Origin of the sequence: Bordetella sp. 15P40C-2, assembly GCF_009763235.1 — a bacterium.
Lineage (GTDB): Bacteria > Pseudomonadota > Gammaproteobacteria > Burkholderiales > Burkholderiaceae_B > Bordetella_A.
The window spans coordinates 167,706-186,383 of sequence record NZ_WSJA01000025.1; the positions used below are offsets into that span (position 1 = coordinate 167,706).

The 18,678-nt window shown below is 60.2% G+C and carries 17 protein-coding genes; 3 read left to right on the forward strand and 14 right to left on the reverse strand.

Features of this window, described 5'->3' with window-relative positions:
* Window positions 1–105: 105 nt before the first annotated feature.
* The 12 genes from GOQ25_RS11610 to metE all read right to left on the reverse strand — a co-directional run bounded on the left by GOQ25_RS11610 (window position 106) and on the right by metE (window position 13,232).
* Window positions 106–801 carry a fumarylacetoacetate hydrolase family protein gene (locus GOQ25_RS11610; protein WP_160350623.1) on the reverse strand — a complete coding sequence of 232 codons (696 nt, stop codon included), beginning with the start codon at window positions 799–801 and terminating at the stop codon, window positions 106–108.
* A gap of 175 nt (window positions 802–976) precedes the next feature.
* On the reverse strand, window positions 977–1,507 hold the full coding sequence (gene ppa, locus GOQ25_RS11615) for an inorganic diphosphatase (RefSeq protein ID WP_160350624.1): 531 nt from the start codon (window positions 1,505–1,507) through the stop codon (window positions 977–979).
* 3 nt (window positions 1,508–1,510) lie between these two features.
* Window positions 1,511–3,115 carry a heme biosynthesis HemY N-terminal domain-containing protein gene (locus tag GOQ25_RS11620; RefSeq protein WP_160350625.1) on the reverse strand — a complete coding sequence of 535 codons (1,605 nt, stop codon included), beginning with the start codon at window positions 3,113–3,115 and terminating at the stop codon, window positions 1,511–1,513.
* Between the two features lie 3 nt (window positions 3,116–3,118).
* A complete protein-coding gene (locus tag GOQ25_RS11625; protein ID WP_160350626.1) occupies window positions 3,119–4,315 on the reverse strand; it encodes a uroporphyrinogen-III C-methyltransferase in 1,197 nt (398 codons plus the stop codon).
* A gap of 37 nt (window positions 4,316–4,352) precedes the next feature.
* Window positions 4,353–5,141 (reverse strand): uroporphyrinogen-III synthase, encoded by a 789-nt coding sequence (locus GOQ25_RS11630; RefSeq protein ID WP_160350627.1) that lies wholly within the window; start codon window positions 5,139–5,141, stop codon window positions 4,353–4,355.
* Between the two features lie 41 nt (window positions 5,142–5,182).
* Entirely contained in the window at window positions 5,183–6,124 is a 942-nt protein-coding gene (gene hemC, locus GOQ25_RS11635; RefSeq protein WP_160350628.1) for a hydroxymethylbilane synthase, read from the reverse strand.
* 121 nt (window positions 6,125–6,245) lie between these two features.
* The gene (locus GOQ25_RS11640) at window positions 6,246–6,956 is read right to left on the reverse strand and encodes a TerC family protein (RefSeq protein ID WP_160350831.1); all 711 of its coding nucleotides are present in this window, start codon (window positions 6,954–6,956) and stop codon (window positions 6,246–6,248) included.
* A 197-nt stretch (window positions 6,957–7,153) separates the two neighbouring features.
* Window positions 7,154–7,861 carry a TerC family protein gene (locus GOQ25_RS11645; protein WP_160350629.1) on the reverse strand — a complete coding sequence of 236 codons (708 nt, stop codon included), beginning with the start codon at window positions 7,859–7,861 and terminating at the stop codon, window positions 7,154–7,156.
* 257 nt (window positions 7,862–8,118) lie between these two features.
* Window positions 8,119–9,000, reverse strand: a complete 882-nt coding sequence (gene sucD / locus GOQ25_RS11650; RefSeq protein WP_160350630.1) for a succinate--CoA ligase subunit alpha — start codon at window positions 8,998–9,000, stop codon at window positions 8,119–8,121.
* A 16-nt stretch (window positions 9,001–9,016) separates the two neighbouring features.
* Complete coding sequence (sucC, locus tag GOQ25_RS11655) at window positions 9,017–10,177, reverse strand: ADP-forming succinate--CoA ligase subunit beta (RefSeq protein ID WP_160350631.1); 1,161 nt, start codon at window positions 10,175–10,177, stop codon at window positions 9,017–9,019.
* 10 nt (window positions 10,178–10,187) lie between these two features.
* Entirely contained in the window at window positions 10,188–10,787 is a 600-nt protein-coding gene (locus GOQ25_RS11660; protein WP_160350632.1) for a DUF2889 domain-containing protein, read from the reverse strand.
* 150 nt (window positions 10,788–10,937) lie between these two features.
* Window positions 10,938–13,232: a 5-methyltetrahydropteroyltriglutamate--homocysteine S-methyltransferase gene (gene metE / locus GOQ25_RS11665; RefSeq protein WP_160350633.1), complete on the reverse strand. Its 2,295-nt coding sequence runs from the start codon at window positions 13,230–13,232 to the stop codon at window positions 10,938–10,940.
* Between the two features lie 116 nt (window positions 13,233–13,348).
* Here metE and GOQ25_RS11670 point away from each other — a divergent pair, with 116 nt between their 5' ends.
* The gene (locus tag GOQ25_RS11670) at window positions 13,349–14,269 is read left to right on the forward strand and encodes a LysR family transcriptional regulator (RefSeq protein ID WP_160350634.1); all 921 of its coding nucleotides are present in this window, start codon (window positions 13,349–13,351) and stop codon (window positions 14,267–14,269) included.
* A 63-nt stretch (window positions 14,270–14,332) separates the two neighbouring features.
* Here the strand turns inward: GOQ25_RS11670 and recX are convergent, their stop codons facing one another.
* Together recX and recA are read right to left on the reverse strand one after the other, a co-directional pair.
* Window positions 14,333–14,908, reverse strand: coding sequence for a recombination regulator RecX (gene recX, locus GOQ25_RS11675; RefSeq protein ID WP_160350635.1), 576 nt, complete (start codon window positions 14,906–14,908; stop codon window positions 14,333–14,335).
* A 74-nt stretch (window positions 14,909–14,982) separates the two neighbouring features.
* On the reverse strand, window positions 14,983–16,050 hold the full coding sequence (gene recA / locus GOQ25_RS11680) for a recombinase RecA (protein ID WP_160350636.1): 1,068 nt from the start codon (window positions 16,048–16,050) through the stop codon (window positions 14,983–14,985).
* Window positions 16,051–16,295: 245 nt separating this feature from the next.
* Between recA and GOQ25_RS11685 the strand changes: the two genes are divergently transcribed.
* Complete coding sequence (locus GOQ25_RS11685) at window positions 16,296–16,985, forward strand: response regulator transcription factor (protein WP_160350637.1); 690 nt, start codon at window positions 16,296–16,298, stop codon at window positions 16,983–16,985.
* Window positions 16,986–17,043: 58 nt separating this feature from the next.
* A complete protein-coding gene (locus GOQ25_RS11690) occupies window positions 17,044–18,486 on the forward strand; it encodes a sensor histidine kinase (protein WP_160350832.1) in 1,443 nt (480 codons plus the stop codon).
* Window positions 18,487–18,678: the final 192 nt, after the last annotated feature.

Sequence of the window (18,678 nt, forward strand, 5' to 3'; positions counted from 1 at the left end):
ATGTATAGACCCGCAAAGATTACGGCCCCCGCAGGGGCCGTAAGCGAACAACGTACACGAGATGCGCTCAAGCGTATTCACTACGACATGAACGCAAGACCCTGCTTAGCCGATACGCACGCGCAGCTCGCCAAGTCCGTCGACACCACCCACGAGTTCGTCGCCTTGCACGACAGCACCCACGCCTTCCGGTGTGCCAGTAAAGATAAAATCGCCAGCTTTCAATTCGAACAGCCCGGACAGGTAAGCAATGCTCTCGGGGATATTCCAGATCATCTGAGAGATATCGCTGGACTGCTTGCGTTCGCCATTCACGTCAAGCCAAATCGCGGCGTTTTCCAACGTGCCGACCACGCTGCGCGGATGCACCGGTCCGATCGGCGCCGACAGATCGAAGCCCTTGCCGACTTCCCATGGACGGCCTTGTTTCTTGGCCTCTCCCTGCAAATCACGGCGCGTCATATCCAGACCCAGCGCATAACCCCACACGCATTCGCCGGCCTGCTCAACCGGGATATCTTTGCCGCCCTTGCCCAGCACGACCACGAGTTCCATCTCGTAATGCAGATTGCTCGTCTTTTGCGGATAGGGCGTCACACCGGTTTCACCATCGGCGATCACCACGAGCGCGTCATTGGGCTTGCTGAAGAAAAACGGGTCCTCGCGACCGGTAAAGCCCATCTCCTTGGCATGCTCGGCGTAGTTGCGACCCACGCAATAAATGCGACGCACAGGGATAAGTTCACTGCTGCCTGCGACTGGCACTACAACGGGCGGCGACGGAGGAAAAACGTAATCCATGTTCTTTAACCTTGTTGAATGCACGCCGGTCAGTGCCGGCAAGTAGGGAAAGCCAGTCGTTGAGTGTATCGTTTTTTCCGTGCTGCATTGCCAAAAAACATAGGGCCACGATGCTAGCGTGCATCGTGGCCCTATAACGAAAGGCTGTATTAAAGCGTGACCTTAATGTCGGCGCTTAGCCCTTTTGATAGCGCTCTGCGCTACGCACGATCTCCTCGTGAGCGGCGTCCACACCCTTCCATCCCTTGACCTTGACCCACTTGCCCTTCTCGAGGTCTTTGTAGTGTTCGAAGAAGTGTTGGATACGACCGATGTCCTCGGCGGGCAGATCTTCGTACGACTTGATGTTGCGGTACGGAGGATAGAGCTTGTCCACCGGCACAGCCAACAGCTTGGCGTCGCCGCCGCTCTCGTCGTCCATTTCCAGCACGCCCAGCGCGCGGCAACGCACAACCGCGCCGACCTGGATCGGGAACGGGGTCAGCACCAGCACGTCGGCGGGGTCACCATCCTCGGACAGCGTCTGCGGAATGTAGCCGTAATTGCACGGATAGTGCATGGCCGTCAGCATGAAGCGATCCACGAACACGGCGCCGCTGTCCTTGTCGACCTCGTACTTCACCGGGTCGGCGTTCATGGGGATTTCAATGATGACGTTAAAGTCTTCCGGCAGGTTCTTGCCGGGAGAGACGCGATCGAGACTCATGGTTCAACCTTGTTTATCTGAGGGTAGATGTGATTTGTCGTCATTCCGCTTTTCCGACTCAAACGTACCGGCGGTGCCGGACAGCGGAGTGCCGTAATCGGCCCGAGGCGCATCGTCGGCAGGCACTGGAATCGGTGCGCTATCGAAGTATTCTTCGATATCGATGTCACCACGGGCAGGCGCGACGGCCGGGGGATCCGGCTCCAGCGCGGCGATTGCCTCGCGCTCTATGGCGCGAGCATCCGGATCCAGGACGTAGTCGGCGGGCGCGGAAGTCGGCAGGACTTCCACGGGTGCGGACACGGGAATGAACTCTGGGGGATAGGCAGAGTACTCGCCCTCGGCATCCAAATGCGCGGGATCCGCATTGGTGTCCGCGGGCGGCAGTGCCAGATCGCCAGCGAGCACGGGCAGCGCCATCGTGGCCGTCGTGGCCAGGCGCCAGTGCCGTACCGCGTCCTGAGAACGGTCAAGCCGGTCGTACAGACTGCCCAACAAGGCGTGCGTGCGTGCATCGTTACGCATCTGCACGCTGCGCTGCAGGTAATGTTCGGCTTGGCCCCAAAGCTGGCCGTTCAAACACAGCATGCCCAACGAGGTCAGCAGATCCACGTTGGTCGGGCGCTTTTGCAGCCATGCTTCGGCCTTTGCCAAGCGGCGAGGCACCTGATCGGCATCGCAACGCGCGTAGGCGTCAATCAGCGAGGGCGTGAAATGCAGAGGGATGGCGGTTTCGAGAATACGTGCGGCCTCTTCGGGTTCGCCCGCCGACTCGAATGCCATGGCACCGGCCAGCGCAATTTCTGGCAGCACCCGCTCGTCACTCTTGAAGTCTTTCCACACGCTGCGCCAGGCCTCGGTGCCCGATGCGGCCGCTGCGCGCAGGCGCGCTGCACCAGCACGGTCGATCAAGCTCTCTGCTTCCACCTTGGACAGGGCATTGCGACGCATCAGACCACGCGCCAGCGTAAAGACGCGATCATGATGATTGAGCGCCGACTCCGCACGCAGCAGCAGACGCAATGTGTGGAGATGACGGGCGCCGCCTTCCTGCAATGGCGTCAATACCGCCAAGGCATCCTGCGCACGTCCCTGATCCAGCAGCTGGTCGGCGGCGACAGTGGCAATCGCTTCTTGCAGGCCGGTGTTCCCATCGGCATGTTCGCGGGCCGCGTCCAACAATCGATCCCGGCGAGCAAATTCGCCTAACCCATGCGCCGCGCGGGCCGCCGACAACGCCGCCAGCACCCGGCGGCTACTGACGCGAGTCTGCCCGAGCAATTTGGTGAGATCTTTTTCGGCCTGACCGTAACGACCTTCCAACAGTTGCGTCCAGCCCCGCTCCAGCAGATCGTGATCGCGGGCCTGGGCGCGGTGACCGCGCCACACCCGCATACGATCCGGGATGGCGAGCAGCCACGACAGCACGCGCAGCGCGACATAGAGCGCGACAAATCCGCCCAGCACAAGCAGCACGAACAGCGTCAGCGACAGTTCGATACGCCAAGGGGAAACCAAGAAAATGACGTTGCCCGTATGCGAGCGCAACACCACCGCCAGCGCCACGGCGACGACAGCAAGCAACAAAGTCCAGAACCAGGTACGCATGCGTTAGTCCTGTTTGGCCGAAGCACCGAACCCATCGGCGCGTAACGCGGCAACGCTGGCCAGACTGTCGGAGACATCGGGCAAGCGCACCGCGATATCCGTATTCAGCAGCTCATGCGTCAGACGCAGCGCCGCCTGGGTATCCACAGCACGGCCGTCGTAATAAATACTGAGCACGTTTTGCACATTTTCCAGCTCGTTCTTCCAGACCTCGGGCTGGCGCATCATCAGCGCCAGCTGCGCGGTCATCAGGCGCTGACGCAGCGTGCCACGGACTTGCTCGGCTTGATCGCCCGACAACATCAACGCGGCGGGCTGGTCCACGCGTTGCACGCTGATCAGGTCACCCAATTCATTCGCCAAGGCGCCGCCGGCACGGGCTGGCCACGAGGCAATTTCCGCGCGCCAGCGTTCCCACCAAGCCGCATCGGCCGGCAGTTGCTCACGGGGGTCCTGCGCGATGGTCGTGACGGGCGCTTTGGCCGGTGCGGGTTGTGTCTCGCTGGATGCGCCAGGCGCGGCCGCGTCGGGCACCAGCAGCGGCGCCTTGGACACCAGTGTCACCAGTCGCTCGATCCGCGCGGACTGCGCCGGAATATCGACGGTCGCCACAGCGCGCAAGCGTTCAATGTCGCCATTAATGCTTTGTTGTAAACCCGAGAACTGCGGACGCGCGGCCTGTGCAAGGCGCGCTTGCGCGGTCTCCAGCGCCACGATGGCGTTGTTCACATTGCCGGCCAGCCGCAACTGCTGACTGGCCAACACCAGCAGGCGCTCGACATCATTGGCGAGGATTTCATCCGTCGCCGCGCCACTGAACGTTTCCCATGCCTGTTGCAAGTCGTTGTACCGGGTCTGCGCGGCCTGGGTTTTGGCTTCCAAGGTGCGCAGCTGGTTCGTATGGCCCTGCGAGAGGCTCAGCGCGTCGCGGGCTTCCTTGCGGCCCTGCGCGACGGCGTCTTCCAGGCTCGCCAGACGACCGGCGATCTCTCGCCCGGCCATGTCAGCTTGTTTGCGCTGAGTCCAGAGCGCCCAGCCCAGGCCGATGGCCACAAGCAAAACAACGATCAGCGCCACACCCGCAAAGCCGATACCACGGGAAGAACGCTTTGCAGGCGCTGAGGCCGGCGAGGCAGGCGTCGATGCGCCCGGATCTGCCTGATGAGCGGCAGTTACAGTGTCAGGAGTCTGTTCTGTCATGACGCGATTGTATTCGGTGAAACGCCAAAACTTCGATTCAAGCCGCAACAAAGGCCGCAAGAATCGCATCATCGGCTGGCAAGCAAGTTTTTACCATTGCGTTCGGCCCCGTGCCACCGCCCTCTTTGAGCTGTTGAGCGAGCTTGGGATGTGTCACCACAAAGTCACAGTTCTGCCACCAATCCTCCAACGCCGAGGCGCGGATCTGCGACAGGATAGCGACAAGACCCTCGCCACTGGTCAAAAGCCATGTGACTTTTTGCGAATGCCGGGCCCAGATATGCAACTGTTGAATCACTGTCGCCGGCCATTCAGCTTGTTGGCGCTCATAGGCCGCATGGATGCGAACACGGACGCCGCTGGCCTCTAACTGTTGTGCCAGCCAATCGCGTCCGCGCGTACCGCGCACGATCAGCACACGCTCCGGCAGCCGCGTTTGCGCGCGCAGTAGCTCCCACAACGCTTCGGAATCGTGAGCCTGTGCATCGGGCGGGGGACAAAAAACTGTTGTATCGGCGCCAAAACCTGGCTGCTCGCGTACCGCTGTCGCACTCGCTGGCCCCACGGTGGCAGCCGGCACATTAGCCGGCCATCGCGCCTGCCCGGTCGCCTCGCGCCACTGGCGAAAATAGACTTGCGCCGCGTAGCCGCTCACGAATACGACCAGGTCAAATTGCTCGGGTAATGGCAATTCGCCGGCCGGAACCGGCAAGGGGCGCAGAGACAACGCCGGCAGCGCAAGGACTTGCCAACCGGCCTGCCGCAAGCCGTCAGCGAGCACATCATTGCGGCCCTCGGGCCGGGTCAGAATGGCAATCTGCGGCATGCGTCCTCTCTGAATACAACGCCCGAACCGCCGCCGGGCGTTCAGGAAGTCGGCGGGTCCTGCAACTCGGACAGGATGGTTGCCGCACCCAACGATAACAGCTCTTGCGCGGCCGCCTCGCCAATCTGCTCGGCCTGAGTGACGGGTCCGGTATGTTGGACACGGAATACGCGCTTACCGTCGGGAGCCGCCACGAGCGCACGCAAGGTCAGTGACTCGCCTTCGGCCACCGCATACGCGGCCAGCGGCACCTGACACGATCCTCCAAGCGTACGCGACACCGCCCGTTCGGCCAGCACGCAGGCCGTCGTGACGGGACACGCGAGTGGACTCAACCAGGTCCGCAAATCATCCCGATCATTGCGGATCTCAATTCCGAGCGCGCCCTGACCCGCGGCCGGCAAGCTGTCTGCTGGTTCCAGCAGGCCACGGATGCGGGCGCCCAGACCTAAGCGTTCCAGACCAGCCGCCGCCAGAATGATAGCCGCGTACTCGCCCCGATCCAGTTTGCCGAGTCGGGTATCCAGATTGCCGCGCAGCGGCTTGACTTGCAGGGACGGGTAACGCTCACGAAGTTGCGATTCACGCCGCAGACTGGAAGTACCCACGACGGCGCCCGCCGGCAGATCCCCCAGACTCGCATAATCGTTGGACACCAGCGCATCCCTCGGATCGGCACGATCAAGCACCGTGCACAGTTCGAAGGGAATCTGCAGATCGACGGGAACGTCTTTCAGAGAATGGACAGCCAGATCGGCGCGGCCATCGAGCAGCGCCGTTTCCAGCTCTTTGACAAACAGGCCTTTGCCCCCGACCTTCGACAGCGTGCGGTCCAGGATCTGGTCCCCGCGCGTGGTAAGCGTGAGAAGTTCGACCGTACAGTCGGGGTAAAGACCAAGCAAGCGATCACGCACATGCTCGGCTTGCCACAGGGCAAGCCGGCTGGCGCGCGTTGCGATAACGAGGCGTTGCGGTGCAGACACGAGCAGGTTTAACCGCCCAGGCTGGTAAAGATCACCGTGGCGATCACCCCGATAATGGCCAGAATGGTCAGCCCTTGCAACAGGCTGAGACCGGCTTCGGGGTTATCGCTTTTACGCAGACTCATGAGTGGGCTTCCTTCGATGCAGTTTTACGACTTGCCAGCCACCGACCCAGGATCACAACGAAGAGGGCACCGATGACTTCAGCCGCCAGTTTAACCGCAGTCGGGAGTTCCCCGAATTGATTTTCGACAACAACATCGGTCACGAGCATGCCGCCCGCGATCCAGCCCAGCAGCGCTGCACCGAACGTAACCACGATCGGGAAGCGATCGATCAGCTTGAGCACCAGCGTGCTGCCCCAGATGATGATGGGTACGCTGACGATCAGGCCAAAGACAACCAGACCGATCTGATGGTCAGCATGCGCGGTCTGGGCCGCACCTGCGATCGCGATAACGTTGTCCAGGCTCATCACGAAGTCCGCCACGATGATCGTCTTGACCGCGGCGGCGATCGACGTGCTGCCCTGAATGTTGTCATGAGCATCGTCCTCAGGAATCAGCAATTTCACGCCGATCCACACCAAGAGCAGAGCGCCTACCACCTTAAGGAACGGAATCGCTAGCAGCGTCAGGGCAAACGCGATGAGCACGACACGCAGAATAATCGCCCCGGCAGTACCCCACAGGATGCCCTGCATGCGTTGCTTGGGCGCCAGATTGCGACATGCCAGCGCAATGACCACCGCGTTGTCACCGCCCAGCAGAATGTCAATCAAGATAATTTGAAATACTGCCGCCCAACTTAAGGTTTGTAAAAACTCGAACACTTGGATCCCCCTCTCTGAGATTACGTATGGCTCGCTGCTCGCCAACCGCGAAATTAGCGAATTTGCTCACGCGAACATGGGTTCCAGGCGCCCTCCCTTAAGATCCGTCGGATCTCATTAGGACGTTCGGCGTCTTGGAACCAAAAAACTGCCGCGTAAAAACGCGGCAGCTGTTATGCCAAAACGTGTATTGTAATTCAGCTTTGTGTCAGTGCCTGACGCCGGGAAAGCAAAATTTTGCCGAGCGCCAGCACGATTACCGCGCCGATCGCACCCGCCATCAAAGCCAGCTGATGTTCGCTGACACCCAATGCCGTATCGATGCTCACGACGGAGTCATGCAGCGCAGGGTCGCCAACCAGCAGTTCGCCAGCGATAAAGCCCAATAGCGCCGCGCCGACCCAGACGATCAAAGGGAAGCGCTCAATCACTTTCAGCAGCAACGTGCTGCCAAAAATCACTAACGGGATACTGATTGCCAAGCCCACCACCAGCAGGGTCGTGTCGCCCATCGCCGCGGCTGCAACAGCCACCACGTTATCCAGACTCATCACCAGATCGGCAATCATGATGGTCCGAATCGCGGAAAGCAAAGTGCCCTGTTGTTTGCCGCCGCCGTCATCTTCGCTCTCGGGCATCAATAGCGACACGCCGATGTAGACGAGCAAGAGCGCGCCGATCAGCTTCAGCCAAGGCAGTAACAGGAGTTTGGCCGCCACGAGCGTCAGCACGATACGCATGATGATCGCCGCGGCGGAGCCGACGGTAATCGCTTTCTTTTGCTGCTCGGGGGGCAGAGAACGCGCGGCTAGCGCGATGACAACGGCGTTATCGCCGGATAGCAGGATATTGACCCAAATGATTTGTAGAAGGGCAATCCAAAATGCTGCAGATGTGAGTTCCATTCCTCTCTTTCCTAGTGATCCCCTAGGTGTAAGTGATAACGAAAAATTGCGTACTGCCGCCAGGTTAGTTGCGAGCTGTGTGGCGGAGGATCAGGTTCAACGCTTGTGGCGCCGAGATGGTTGTAACTGTACGCGTCTTATACAAGACTCATTATATTTTGCAATGCGGCCACATGCTCGCCCCGCGATGTAAAAAAACCCGCTCAAACGAGCGGGCTTTTCTTGGCAAAGCGTTAGCGCCTTCCGGCGTTGATGCCTTACAGAACGGACTTGAGCAGCTTGCCCATTTCCGACGGGTTGCGCGTGGTGCGGATGCCGCAGGCTTCCATCACTTCGAGCTTGGCGTCGGCCGTGTCGGCACCGCCCGAAATCAACGCACCGGCGTGGCCCATGCGTTTTCCCGGAGGCGCCGTGACGCCGGCGATGAAGCCGACCACGGGTTTCTTCATGTTGTCTTTCGCCCACTGAGCGGCGTTGACTTCGTCCGGACCGCCGATTTCGCCAATCATGATGACGGCGTCGGTGTCGGGATCGTCATTGAACAGCTTCAGGACGTCGACGTGCTTCAGACCGTTGATGGGGTCGCCACCGATACCGACAGCGCTGGATTGACCCAGGCCGAGTTCGGTCAGCTGAGCCACGGCTTCGTAGGTCAGCGTGCCGGAGCGGCTGACCACGCCGATGCGGCCCTTGCGGTGGATGTGACCCGGCATGATGCCGATCTTGATTTCGTCCGGGGTGATGAGACCCGGGCAGTTCGGGCCGAGCAGCAAGGTCTTGCTGTTCTTGGCCTTCATGCGGTTCTTCAGTTCGAGCATGTCACGAACCGGGATACCTTCGGTGATGCAGATAACCAGATCCAGGTCGGCTTCGACGGCTTCCCAGATAGCGGCGGCAGCGCCGGCGGGCGGCACGTAGATCACCGACACGGTGGCGCCGGTTTCGCTCTTGGCTTCCTGGACGCTACCGAAAATAGGCACGCCTTCGAAATCCTCGCCCGCGCGCTTGGGGTTCACGCCAGCCACGAAGGCGGCCTTGCCATTGGCGTACTCACGGCACATACGGGTGTGGAACTGGCCCGTCTTGCCCGTGATGCCCTGGGTGATGACTTTGGTGTCCTTGTTGATCAGAATCGACATTTGTGAATCCTTGGCGTTATTTGACTGCGGCTACAACGCGAGTGGCCGCTTCGGCCATCGTGTCGGCGCTGATGATGGGCAGCCCCGAGTCGGCCAGCATTTTCTTGCCCAGTTCTTCGTTGGTGCCCTTCATGCGGACGACCAACGGCACGTTCAGGTTGACGGCCTTGCAAGCAGCGATCACGCCTTCGGCGATAACGTCGCAGCGCATGATGCCGCCGAAGATATTGACCAGAATGGCCTTCACGCTCTTGTTCGCGAGCATGATCTTGAAGGCTTCGGTCACTTTCTCAGCCGTGGCACCGCCACCGACGTCCAGGAAGTTGGCCGGCTCGCCGCCGAACAGCTTGATGGTGTCCATCGTGGCCATGGCCAGACCCGCGCCGTTAACCAGGCAGCCGATGTTGCCATCGAGCTGGATGTAGGCCAGATCGAACTTGCTGGCTTCGATTTCTGCAGGATCTTCCTCGTCCAGATCGCGGTAGGCCACGATTTCGGGATGACGGAACAGCGCGTTCGAATCGAAGTTGAACTTGGCGTCCAGGGCGATGATGTTGCCCTTGCTGTCGCAGTTCAGGGGATTGATTTCAACCAGCGAAGCGTCGGTGTCCATGTAGCACTTGTAGAGCTTCTGGAACACGTCGGCGGCTTGGTCAGCCGAACCGCCGGTCAGGCCGATCGACTCGGCGACCTGCTTGGCCTGTTCAACCGACAGGCCGGTTTGCGGATCGATGTATTCGGTGATGATTTTTTCGGGCGTCGAGTGAGCAACTTCCTCGATGTCCATGCCGCCTTCGCTGGACGCGATGATGGCGACTTTCTGCGTGGCACGGTCAGTGACCAGCGAAACGTAGTATTCCTTCTGGATGTCAGCGCCGTCTTCGATGTACAGACGGTTGACTTTCTGGCCTTGCGGGCCGGTCTGGTGCGTCACCAGTTGCATGCCGAGGATTTCGCCTGCCAGCTTGCGGACGTCGTCGAGCGAACGAGCCAGCTTCACGCCGCCGCCCTTACCGCGGCCACCTGCGTGAATCTGCGCCTTAACGACCCACACCGGCCCACCCAGCTTTTCAGCGGCAGCCACGGCCTCTTCGACGGAAAATGCGGGAATGCCGCGCGGCACAGGCACGCCAAATTGCTTTAGCAGTTCCTTGCCTTGATACTCGTGGATTTTCATGTGTTACCTGTCAGGACGAATGAGAATAAGAGGGGGAATCGGAGCTAGCGCCCGCCGCCGCTTCAGCGCTATCCCCGGTGTACCACTTGGGATAGTGCTCAAGCACCACCGGCCCGTCGGTGCGCAAGGCATGACAGCCGTCGAGCTGAAAGGGGCGTACGTCCGAATTGCGCTTCTGGCGCCGTCGGCCAGCCATGGTCTGCACGGCAGCCGTGGGTAGCACCTGGCACAGCTCGGTCATATGCGTGCAACCCGCAGTGCGACCGAAATGCTCCTTAACCTGGTGCCGGAAGCCCTTGAGCAGATTCATGCCCACCAATCCCGCATAGGCGGCATCGATGTTCACGCATTGCTCATAGGGTGCCGCGTCATAGACCGCCTGAGCGGCCACAATCGTAAATGCCTCATCGATCGTGATGCGCAGATGCATGTGGTGAACGTGCCGGCCCGCCTTGAAGATTTCACCATTATGTCGCGGGAAATCGTAGCCCTTGTAGTCGATAAGCTCGGCTTCAATATCCCACAAACCGTCCTCGCGCCCATACGACTGCACGCGTATGGAACGCGTATGCAGGGGCTCTCGAGAAACGTTGGGGGGTGGCAAGGGCATTAAGGGGCCTGCACTTCTAGTCTTGACGCATGGCAGCAAATCCCGTGAAGTATAACGCAGGGCACATCGACGCGTCGGTTTCGGCCCCATCCCTGCCCCGCCCACCATCGAGGCGCACACAGCGCGCTCGATGCGATTAAACGTGACGGATCAGGATGCCCGCAAGGCGTGCGCTGCCTGTACCATCCGGCTCAACGCGGCCTCGGTTTCCTTCCACCCACGAGTTTTCAGCCCGCAGTCAGGATTCACCCAGAGCCGCTCCTTGGGCAGACGTGCGGCCGCCTTGCGCATCAGACCGACCATCCACGCTACGTCGGGTACGTTCGGAGAATGAATGTCGTACACACCCGGCCCGATATCGTTGGGATACTCGAACTCCTCGAACGCCTTGAGCAACTCCATATTTGAACGAGAGGTCTCGATAGTGATGACATCGGCGTCCATGGCCGCAATGGCTTCGATGATGTCATTGAACTCGGCGTAACACATATGAGTGTGGATTTGCGTATCCGGCGCAACGCCAGCCGTGCTCAACCGGAAGCAATCCACGGCCCATGCCAGATAGTCCTGCCAGTCGCCTCGCCGCAGCGGTAGGCCTTCGCGGATCGCGGGTTCGTCGATCTGAATCACCTTCACACCCGCCGTTTCCAGATCGACCACCTCGTCGCGCAGCGCCAAGGCGATCTGCCGGCATGTCTGCTCACGGGGTTGATCATCGCGCACAAAGGACCATTGCAAAATCGTGACCGGCCCGGTCAACATGCCTTTTACCGGTTTATCCGTCAGGGACTGCGCATAGGAGGACCACGCCACCGTCATGGGAGCCGGACGCGCCACATCCCCAAAGATAATCGGCGGCTTCACGCAACGCGAACCATAGCTTTGCACCCAGCCATTGCGCGTGAATGCGAATCCCGCCAGCAACTCGCCGAAATACTCGACCATGTCGTTGCGTTCGGGCTCACCATGTACCAGCACATCCAGACCGACCTTTTCCTGGAATCGGACGACCTCCTCGATTTCGCGGCGAATGGCGGATTCGTACGCGGCGTCGCTCAGGGCGCCCGCCTTCCAGTCGCGGCGCAGCGCGCGGATGGCCGCTGTTTGCGGGAACGAGCCGATCGTGGTGGTCGGATATGGCGGGAGCCGCAACGCCTGTTGCTGTTGGGCGATGCGCTCGACAAAGGGAATGCGATCGCGAGAAACGGCCTCGGCCTGCGCCATCCTGCGGGCAACTGCGGCATTGTGAATGCGGGTCGAGGCGCGGCGGGCCCGTAACGCCGCGCGCTGCGTCGCCAACGCCTCCGCTACCTCTGGCAGGTCCGGAGTATCCAGTGCACGCGCCAACAGATTCAGTTCGTCGAGTTTCTGCGCGGCAAAAGAAAGCCAACTCTTGAGCTCCGCATCCAACTCCGTTTCGTTGTCCAGATCTACCGGTACATGTAATAGCGAGCACGAGGGCGCCAACCATAAACGATCACCCAACCGAGCCCGTACTGGGGCAAGCTTTGCCAAGGCCGCATCCAAGTCAGTCCGCCAGATATTGCGTCCGTCGATCACGCCTGCCGAAAGCACCTGGTCGTCTCTCAAGCGCGCCGCGACGCTTTCCAATTCGTTAGGGGCCCGCACCGCATCAATATGTAGGCCTGCAACAGGCAGGTCCAAAGCCAGATCTTGATTGTCGCCCAGCGCGCCGAAGTATGTCGCGACGAGCAACTTCACAGGCGCTTGCGCCAAACGCGCATAGGCTGCGAGATAGGCCTCCCGCCAAGCTTGCGGCAAATCCAGCACCAGAACGGGTTCGTCGACCTGTACCCACTCCACGCCCTGCGTCGCCAGCCGCGCAAGAACGTCGGCATATACGGGCAGCAGCGCCTCCAGCAATTCAAGCTTGCCTTCGTCGGAAGCACCGGCGGTAAACGCATCGCCTTTACCGAGCCATAACCAAGTCAGCGGGCCCGGGATCACCGGTTTGACGCGGTGACCCAAGGCTTGCGCCTCGCTCACCTGCTTGAACAGATAGTCGCGCGCAATGCGGAATTGCTGACCGGGCACGAGTTCCGGCACGATGTAGTGATAGTTGGTATCGAACCATTTGGTCATTTCGCAGGCCGCCGTGGGCGTGCCGGTCGGAGCACGGCCGCGCGCCATGCGAAACAACGTATCCAATGCCACTGGCTGATCGTCAGCTTGGCCAAAGCGGGCGGGCACAGCACCCAGCAATGTCGTCCATTCCAACACGTGGTCGTACCAGGCGAAATCCCCAACTGGCACCCAATTCACATCCGCTCTCGCCTGTCGCTGCCAGTGTGCCGTGCGTAGTGCGCGAGCGGTTTTCTCCAGGTCGTCGACAGACAAATCGCCCGCCCAATACGCCTCCAACCCGCGTTTCAGCTCGCGGTGTGCGCCAATGCGGGGAAAGCCCAAATTATGAGTGATGTTCATTCAAAATCCTTTTTATCAAGTTTTTATCAACTTAACGGTATTTTGCGCGAACAGTTACTTGCGTCAAAATCAAATTGAGCATAGATTAATTGAGAAATTTTCATATTCAACTCCTCATGCTCGAAATACGACACCTCGAAACCATCGCCGCTATTCGCGATGGTGGCAGCCTGCAAGAGGCGGCCGAACGCCTGCATTTAACGCAGTCGGCCCTATCGCATCAATTGCGCGATCTGGAAACACGCCTGGGTACCCCCTTACTCAACCGGCGTACCCGCCCCGCGCGTCTGACAACCGCAGGATTGCGGGTATTGGCGCTGGCCGACGAGGTACTGCCCCGCGTGCGGGCCACGGAACGCGAACTGCAACGCCTCGCCGCTGGACGTACCGGCAGGCTCCATCTGGCAATCGATTGCCACTCGTGTTTCCAATGGCTGATGCCCAGCATGGATAACTTTCGCGGGCAATGGCCGGAGGTAGCGCTGGATCTATCGGCCGCCTTCTCATTCGCCCCGTTGCCGGCGCTGGTGCGCGGCGACTTAGACCTCGTCATCACCTCGGATCCACAACCCCTGGAGGCAGTGGACTACATTCCGCTTTTCAAGTACGAACTCGTCCTGGCTGTTTCGGAATCGCACCCCCTGGCGTCCACCAAGTACGTGCAGCCAGAGCAACTCGCTGATCAGGTGTTGATCACATATCCAGTAGAACGCTCGCGCCTGGACGTGTTTACCGCGTTCTTGGATCCGGCCGAAGTCGAACCCGCCTCAGTCCGCAAGGCAGAGTTAACGCCCATCATCGTGCAGCTAGTCGCCAGCAACAGAGGCGTTGCCGCATTGCCAAATTGGGCGTTGACCGAATACTTGCAGCACGGATGGCTACAGCTATGCCACTTAGGGCAAAACGGCGTATGGCGCACGCTATACGCGGCACTGCGCACAGAAGACGCGGATGCGCCATACATCCAGGATTTTCTATCGATTGCGCGGGAAACTTGTTTTAAGACATTGGACGGGATACGGTCCGTCAAAGCGTAGCGTCGCCCTGCCAGACACGGGACCCCATGCACAGGACCCCATACACGCTACGCACACCCGACATCAATCGTCGTCGCTGGAATCACCCAAAATGCGGCGTATGACATCGTGACTAAATCCCCGCCCCGCCAAAAAGCGGGCTTGTTTGGCGAACTCATTCCGATCGACCGGCTTGGCGCCAAACCGCTTGCGCCAGACTTCCTGCGCTCGCGTGGCCTCCGTAGCGCGCAGATCGTCGCGCAGCTGGGCGACCTGCTCTTCTGCCACGCCATGCTGACGCAGCTCTTGCACGATACGGGCAGTCCCCTGACGGCCCGCGCGCCGATGCACCAGACTTTGCGCAAAGCGCTCCGTGGACAACCAGCCCTCTTTCTCAAGATCGTCCAAAACCCGTTCAATATCGGCCGGGGCTTCGGCATAGGGCTGCAGTTTGCGCGCCAGCTCATTGCGCGCATGCTCACGCCGGGACAAATAGCCAACCGCGCGCGCCTTTAAGCTGGGACCGCGCGGCTTCGGTTTGGCAAGGGTTTCGAAATCATCAAGCGGAGCCTGACGAACGCGGGCATTCCCGCGACGTGACGCGCCCAGCGGTTCACGGCGAATCTCGGAATCGTCGGGATTCGCCGGAGAAGGACGCATGGTTTCGAATCCACCATCGTCGGACTCGGACTCAACCGAACCGCGACGTGGTCTCTTCGAAACCGCTGACTCCGTCATTCGGCGTCGGCAGCCTCGGCTTCGCTAGCGGAGAACGTCGCGGCACGGCTGACGATACCCTTGTTTTCCCGAACCTTGTTCTCGATCTCGACAGCGAGTTCGGGATGTTCTTTCAGGTATTCGCGGACATTGTCCTTGCCCTGGCCGATACGCGTACCGTTGTAGCTGTACCAAGCGCCCGACTTGTCGACGATGCCTGCTTGCACGCCAAGGTCGATGATTTCGCCTTCGCGCGAGATGCCCGCACCGTACATGATGTCGAATTCGGCTTGCTTGAACGGAGGCGAGACCTTGTTTTTAACAACTTTGACGCGTGTCTCGTTGCCGACGACTTCCTCGCCCTTTTTGATGGAACCGATACGACGAATGTCCAAGCGCACCGACGAATAGAACTTCAGCGCGTTGCCGCCGGTCGTGGTTTCCGGGTTGCCGAACATCACGCCGATCTTCATCCGGATCTGGTTGATGAAGATCACCATGCAGTTGGTGCGCTTGATCGTGGCGGTCAGCTTGCGCAGCGCCTGGCTCATCAAACGAGCCTGCAGGCCGGGCAACGAATCGCCCATTTCGCCTTCGATTTCAGCCTTGGGCACCAGGGCCGCCACCGAGTCGATGACGATCAGATCCACCGAACCGGAACGCACAAGAGCGTCGGTGATTTCCAGCGCCTGCTCGCCCGTATCCGGTTGGGAAATCAACAGGTCGGTCAGATTCACGCCCAGCTTGGACGCATACTGCACATCGAGCGCATGCTCGGCGTCCACAAAGGCGCAGGTGCCGCCGATTTTTTGCATTTCGGCAATGACCTGCAACGTGAGCGTGGTCTTGCCGGAGGATTCCGGACCATAGATCTCGATCACACGGCCGCGCGGCAAACCGCCCACGCCCAGCGCAATATCCAGCCCCAGAGAGCCGGTCGACACCACCTGGATGTCGTGTTCGACCTCGTTGTCGCCGTAGCGCATGATCGAGCCTTTACCGAACTGCTTTTCGATTTGCGAAAGCGCGGCGGCCAGAGCCTTGGACTTTTCCGAGGCGGCGGCTTTGCTGGTTTTATCGTCCATGTAGTTCCCGTGGATAAATGGTATTGACGCAGAAGAGATGAGGAGGCCCGCAGCTAGTGTGCCGTACGCCGTCTACACGTCTAAGCGCCAATTATTGCATCCGATTATACTGGATATAAATCCAGTGTGCTAGTTTTTTCATCTCTTCGGCGTGCTGGGCAATTCAGCGACGCTGTGCCAGAATGCCTCGCATATGAACTCGCGGCCGGGACCACAACGTAGGTTCGACGTCCCGCCTCACACCCATGCGAATCCTGATTGCCGAAGACGACAGCATACTGGCCGATGGCCTGTCGCGCTCGTTACGTCACAATGGTTACGCGGTGGATGCCGTGACCGATGGTGCCGCCGCGGATTCGGCCTTGGTCGCACAGGCGTTCGACCTGCTCATTTTGGATCTGGGTCTGCCCCAGCTGAATGGACTTGAGGTGCTACGCCGCCTGCGCGCACGAAATTCCGCGATCCCGGTGCTCATCCTCACTGCCGCCGATAGTGTCGAACAACGCGTGCAGGGCCTCGACCTGGGCGCTGACGATTACATGGCCAAACCTTTCGCCCTGTCCGAACTCGAAGCCCGGGTGCGCGCCCTCACCCGCCGAGGCGCGGGCGGCGGCGCCACGCTGTTACGCCACGGACGACTCGTTTTCGATCAGACGGGGCGGGTGGCGACCGTCGACGATCAGACCCTGGATCTGTCGGCTCGCGAGGTCAGCCTGCTGGAAATCCTGCTGACTCGTAGTGGCCGCATGGTGAGCAAGACGCAACTGGTCGATCATCTGTGCGAATGGGGCGAGGAAGTCAGCACGAACGCGATTGAAGTGTACGTGCATCGCCTGCGTAAAAAGCTCGAGCCGAGCGGCGTCAAGATCATTACGGTGCGCGGGCTGGGTTACTGCCTGGAACGAGACCACGGTGTCTCTCCGCTTGCGCACTGAGCCCGACGGCCAGCCGTCGCATACCGATGAAGCGCTGAACCAGGAAGCGCTGGACGCCATGCGTGGCGGGGCCAAGGGCCCAAGCTTTGCGCCCCCGCAGCGATCTTTGTTGGGAGAAATCCTCGACTGGATGCTGGCCCCACTGTTTTTACTGTGGCCCATGAGCGTTGCAATCACCTATGTCGTGGCGCAGAACATCGCAAATATCCCTTACGACCGCGCGCTCGCCCAAAACCTGCATACCCTCGCCCGCCATGTTCATGTGCAAGACGGCCACCCTATATTGCGTATCAACGATTCGATCCGACAGGTGCTGCATCCTGGCGAAACCGACAGCGTTTTCTGGCTGGTACGCGGCGGACGTGGAGAGCCATTAGGCGGCGATCGCGGCCTGCCCCTGCCCAGCGAGCTGGGGCCACCCCAGCCCGGCAAGGTGTTTTACACCGAGGAAACCTTGCGGGGCTTTGACGTGCGTCTGGCCTACATGTGGCTGGATCTACACATTCCCCACTCCGACCCCGTCCTGATTGTCGTCGCGGAAACCATGGAAAAGCGCATGGAGCTGACCAATGACATCATCAAGGGCGTCATCATTCCGCAATTCATTGTGCTGCCTGTGGCCGTCCTGCTGGTATGGTTTGGGCTGTCCCGCGGCGTAGCTCCACTGAATGCCTTGCAGCAACGACTGCGTGCGCGCCGTCCCGACGATTTGTCGCCCATCGACGAAGACGCTGCGCCGTCCGAGGTCGCACCGCTGGTCGGCGCAATGAATGAATTGCTGGATCGCTTGTCTGCCAACGTCCAGGCGCAAAAACGCTTTGTCGCCGACGCCGCGCATCAGCTCAAAACCCCGCTAGCCGGACTACGCACCCAGGCCGAACTCGCCTTGCGCGACGCCAGCCCAGAGGAAATGCAAGCCAGTCTGCGCCAACTGATTATGGGGTCCGAGCGTGCCACTCGATTGGTCAATCAGTTGCTCCTGCTGGCCCGGGCCGAAAACCCCCATGCCGTGGAGCTGGGCATCACCGACCTGCACGCCATTGCCCAAGAGCAAACGCTGCATTGGGTCCCGCAAGCGCTGGCCGTCCATACTGATCTCGGTTTTGAAGGCGCCGATACGCCTCTCATGATCATGGGCAACGACATCCTGCTCGCCGAGTTACTCAATAACCTCCTCGATAACGCGTTGCGCTACACACCACCGCAAGGCCACATCACCGTCAGAGTGCGCCAGACGCTTACCCAGGCTGTGCTAGAGGTGGAGGACTCGGGTCCAGGCATCCCGGCGGAAGAGCGTGAGCGCGTTTTCGACCGCTTCTATCGCGTGCTGGGCACGCAAGCGGAAGGCAGCGGATTAGGCCTGGCCATCGTGCGCGAAATCGCGCAAAAGCATGACGCGGATGTGCAAATCCTTGAAGGTACTTCACATTCGTCGTTGCCAGGCACCTGCATCCGCGTGATGTTTCCTCGGCACAGAGCTGCGGACCACGACTTCGGGTGATCGCTCTCGAGCCACAGACCGTCGAGCCGAAAGCCCAGCATCGCGCGCATCAAGCCCCGACCTCCAATAGCCTAGGGAACAGTGTGCTTTTCGCGTAAACGGAAAAATTCAGTTTCAAAATTAAGTCTCAAGTAAGCAACACGTCAGTGTCTCGTCAGAGTTCTTGGCTACCTTGTAAACCGCTACAACCGG

Coding starts and splice junctions, on each gene's coding strand:
- GOQ25_RS11610 (WP_160350623.1), bottom strand. CDS start 801: ATGGATTACGTTTTTCCTCCGTCGCCGCCCGTTGTAGTGCCAGTCGCA.
- ppa (WP_160350624.1), bottom strand. CDS start 1,507: ATGAGTCTCGATCGCGTCTCTCCCGGCAAGAACCTGCCGGAAGACTTT.
- GOQ25_RS11620 (WP_160350625.1), bottom strand. CDS start 3,115: ATGCGTACCTGGTTCTGGACTTTGTTGCTTGCTGTCGTCGCCGTGGCG.
- GOQ25_RS11625 (WP_160350626.1), bottom strand. CDS start 4,315: ATGACAGAACAGACTCCTGACACTGTAACTGCCGCTCATCAGGCAGAT.
- GOQ25_RS11630 (WP_160350627.1), bottom strand. CDS start 5,141: ATGCCGCAGATTGCCATTCTGACCCGGCCCGAGGGCCGCAATGATGTG.
- GOQ25_RS11645 (WP_160350629.1), bottom strand. CDS start 7,861: ATGGAACTCACATCTGCAGCATTTTGGATTGCCCTTCTACAAATCATT.
- sucD (WP_160350630.1), bottom strand. CDS start 9,000: ATGTCGATTCTGATCAACAAGGACACCAAAGTCATCACCCAGGGCATC.
- sucC (WP_160350631.1), bottom strand. CDS start 10,177: ATGAAAATCCACGAGTATCAAGGCAAGGAACTGCTAAAGCAATTTGGC.
- GOQ25_RS11660 (WP_160350632.1), bottom strand. CDS start 10,787: ATGCCCTTGCCACCCCCCAACGTTTCTCGAGAGCCCCTGCATACGCGT.
- metE (WP_160350633.1), bottom strand. CDS start 13,232: ATGAACATCACTCATAATTTGGGCTTTCCCCGCATTGGCGCACACCGC.
- GOQ25_RS11670 (WP_160350634.1), top strand. CDS start 13,349: ATGCTCGAAATACGACACCTCGAAACCATCGCCGCTATTCGCGATGGT.
- recX (WP_160350635.1), bottom strand. CDS start 14,908: ATGCGTCCTTCTCCGGCGAATCCCGACGATTCCGAGATTCGCCGTGAA.
- recA (WP_160350636.1), bottom strand. CDS start 16,050: ATGGACGATAAAACCAGCAAAGCCGCCGCCTCGGAAAAGTCCAAGGCT.
- GOQ25_RS11685 (WP_160350637.1), top strand. CDS start 16,296: ATGCGAATCCTGATTGCCGAAGACGACAGCATACTGGCCGATGGCCTG.
- GOQ25_RS11690 (WP_160350832.1), top strand. CDS start 17,044: ATGCGTGGCGGGGCCAAGGGCCCAAGCTTTGCGCCCCCGCAGCGATCT.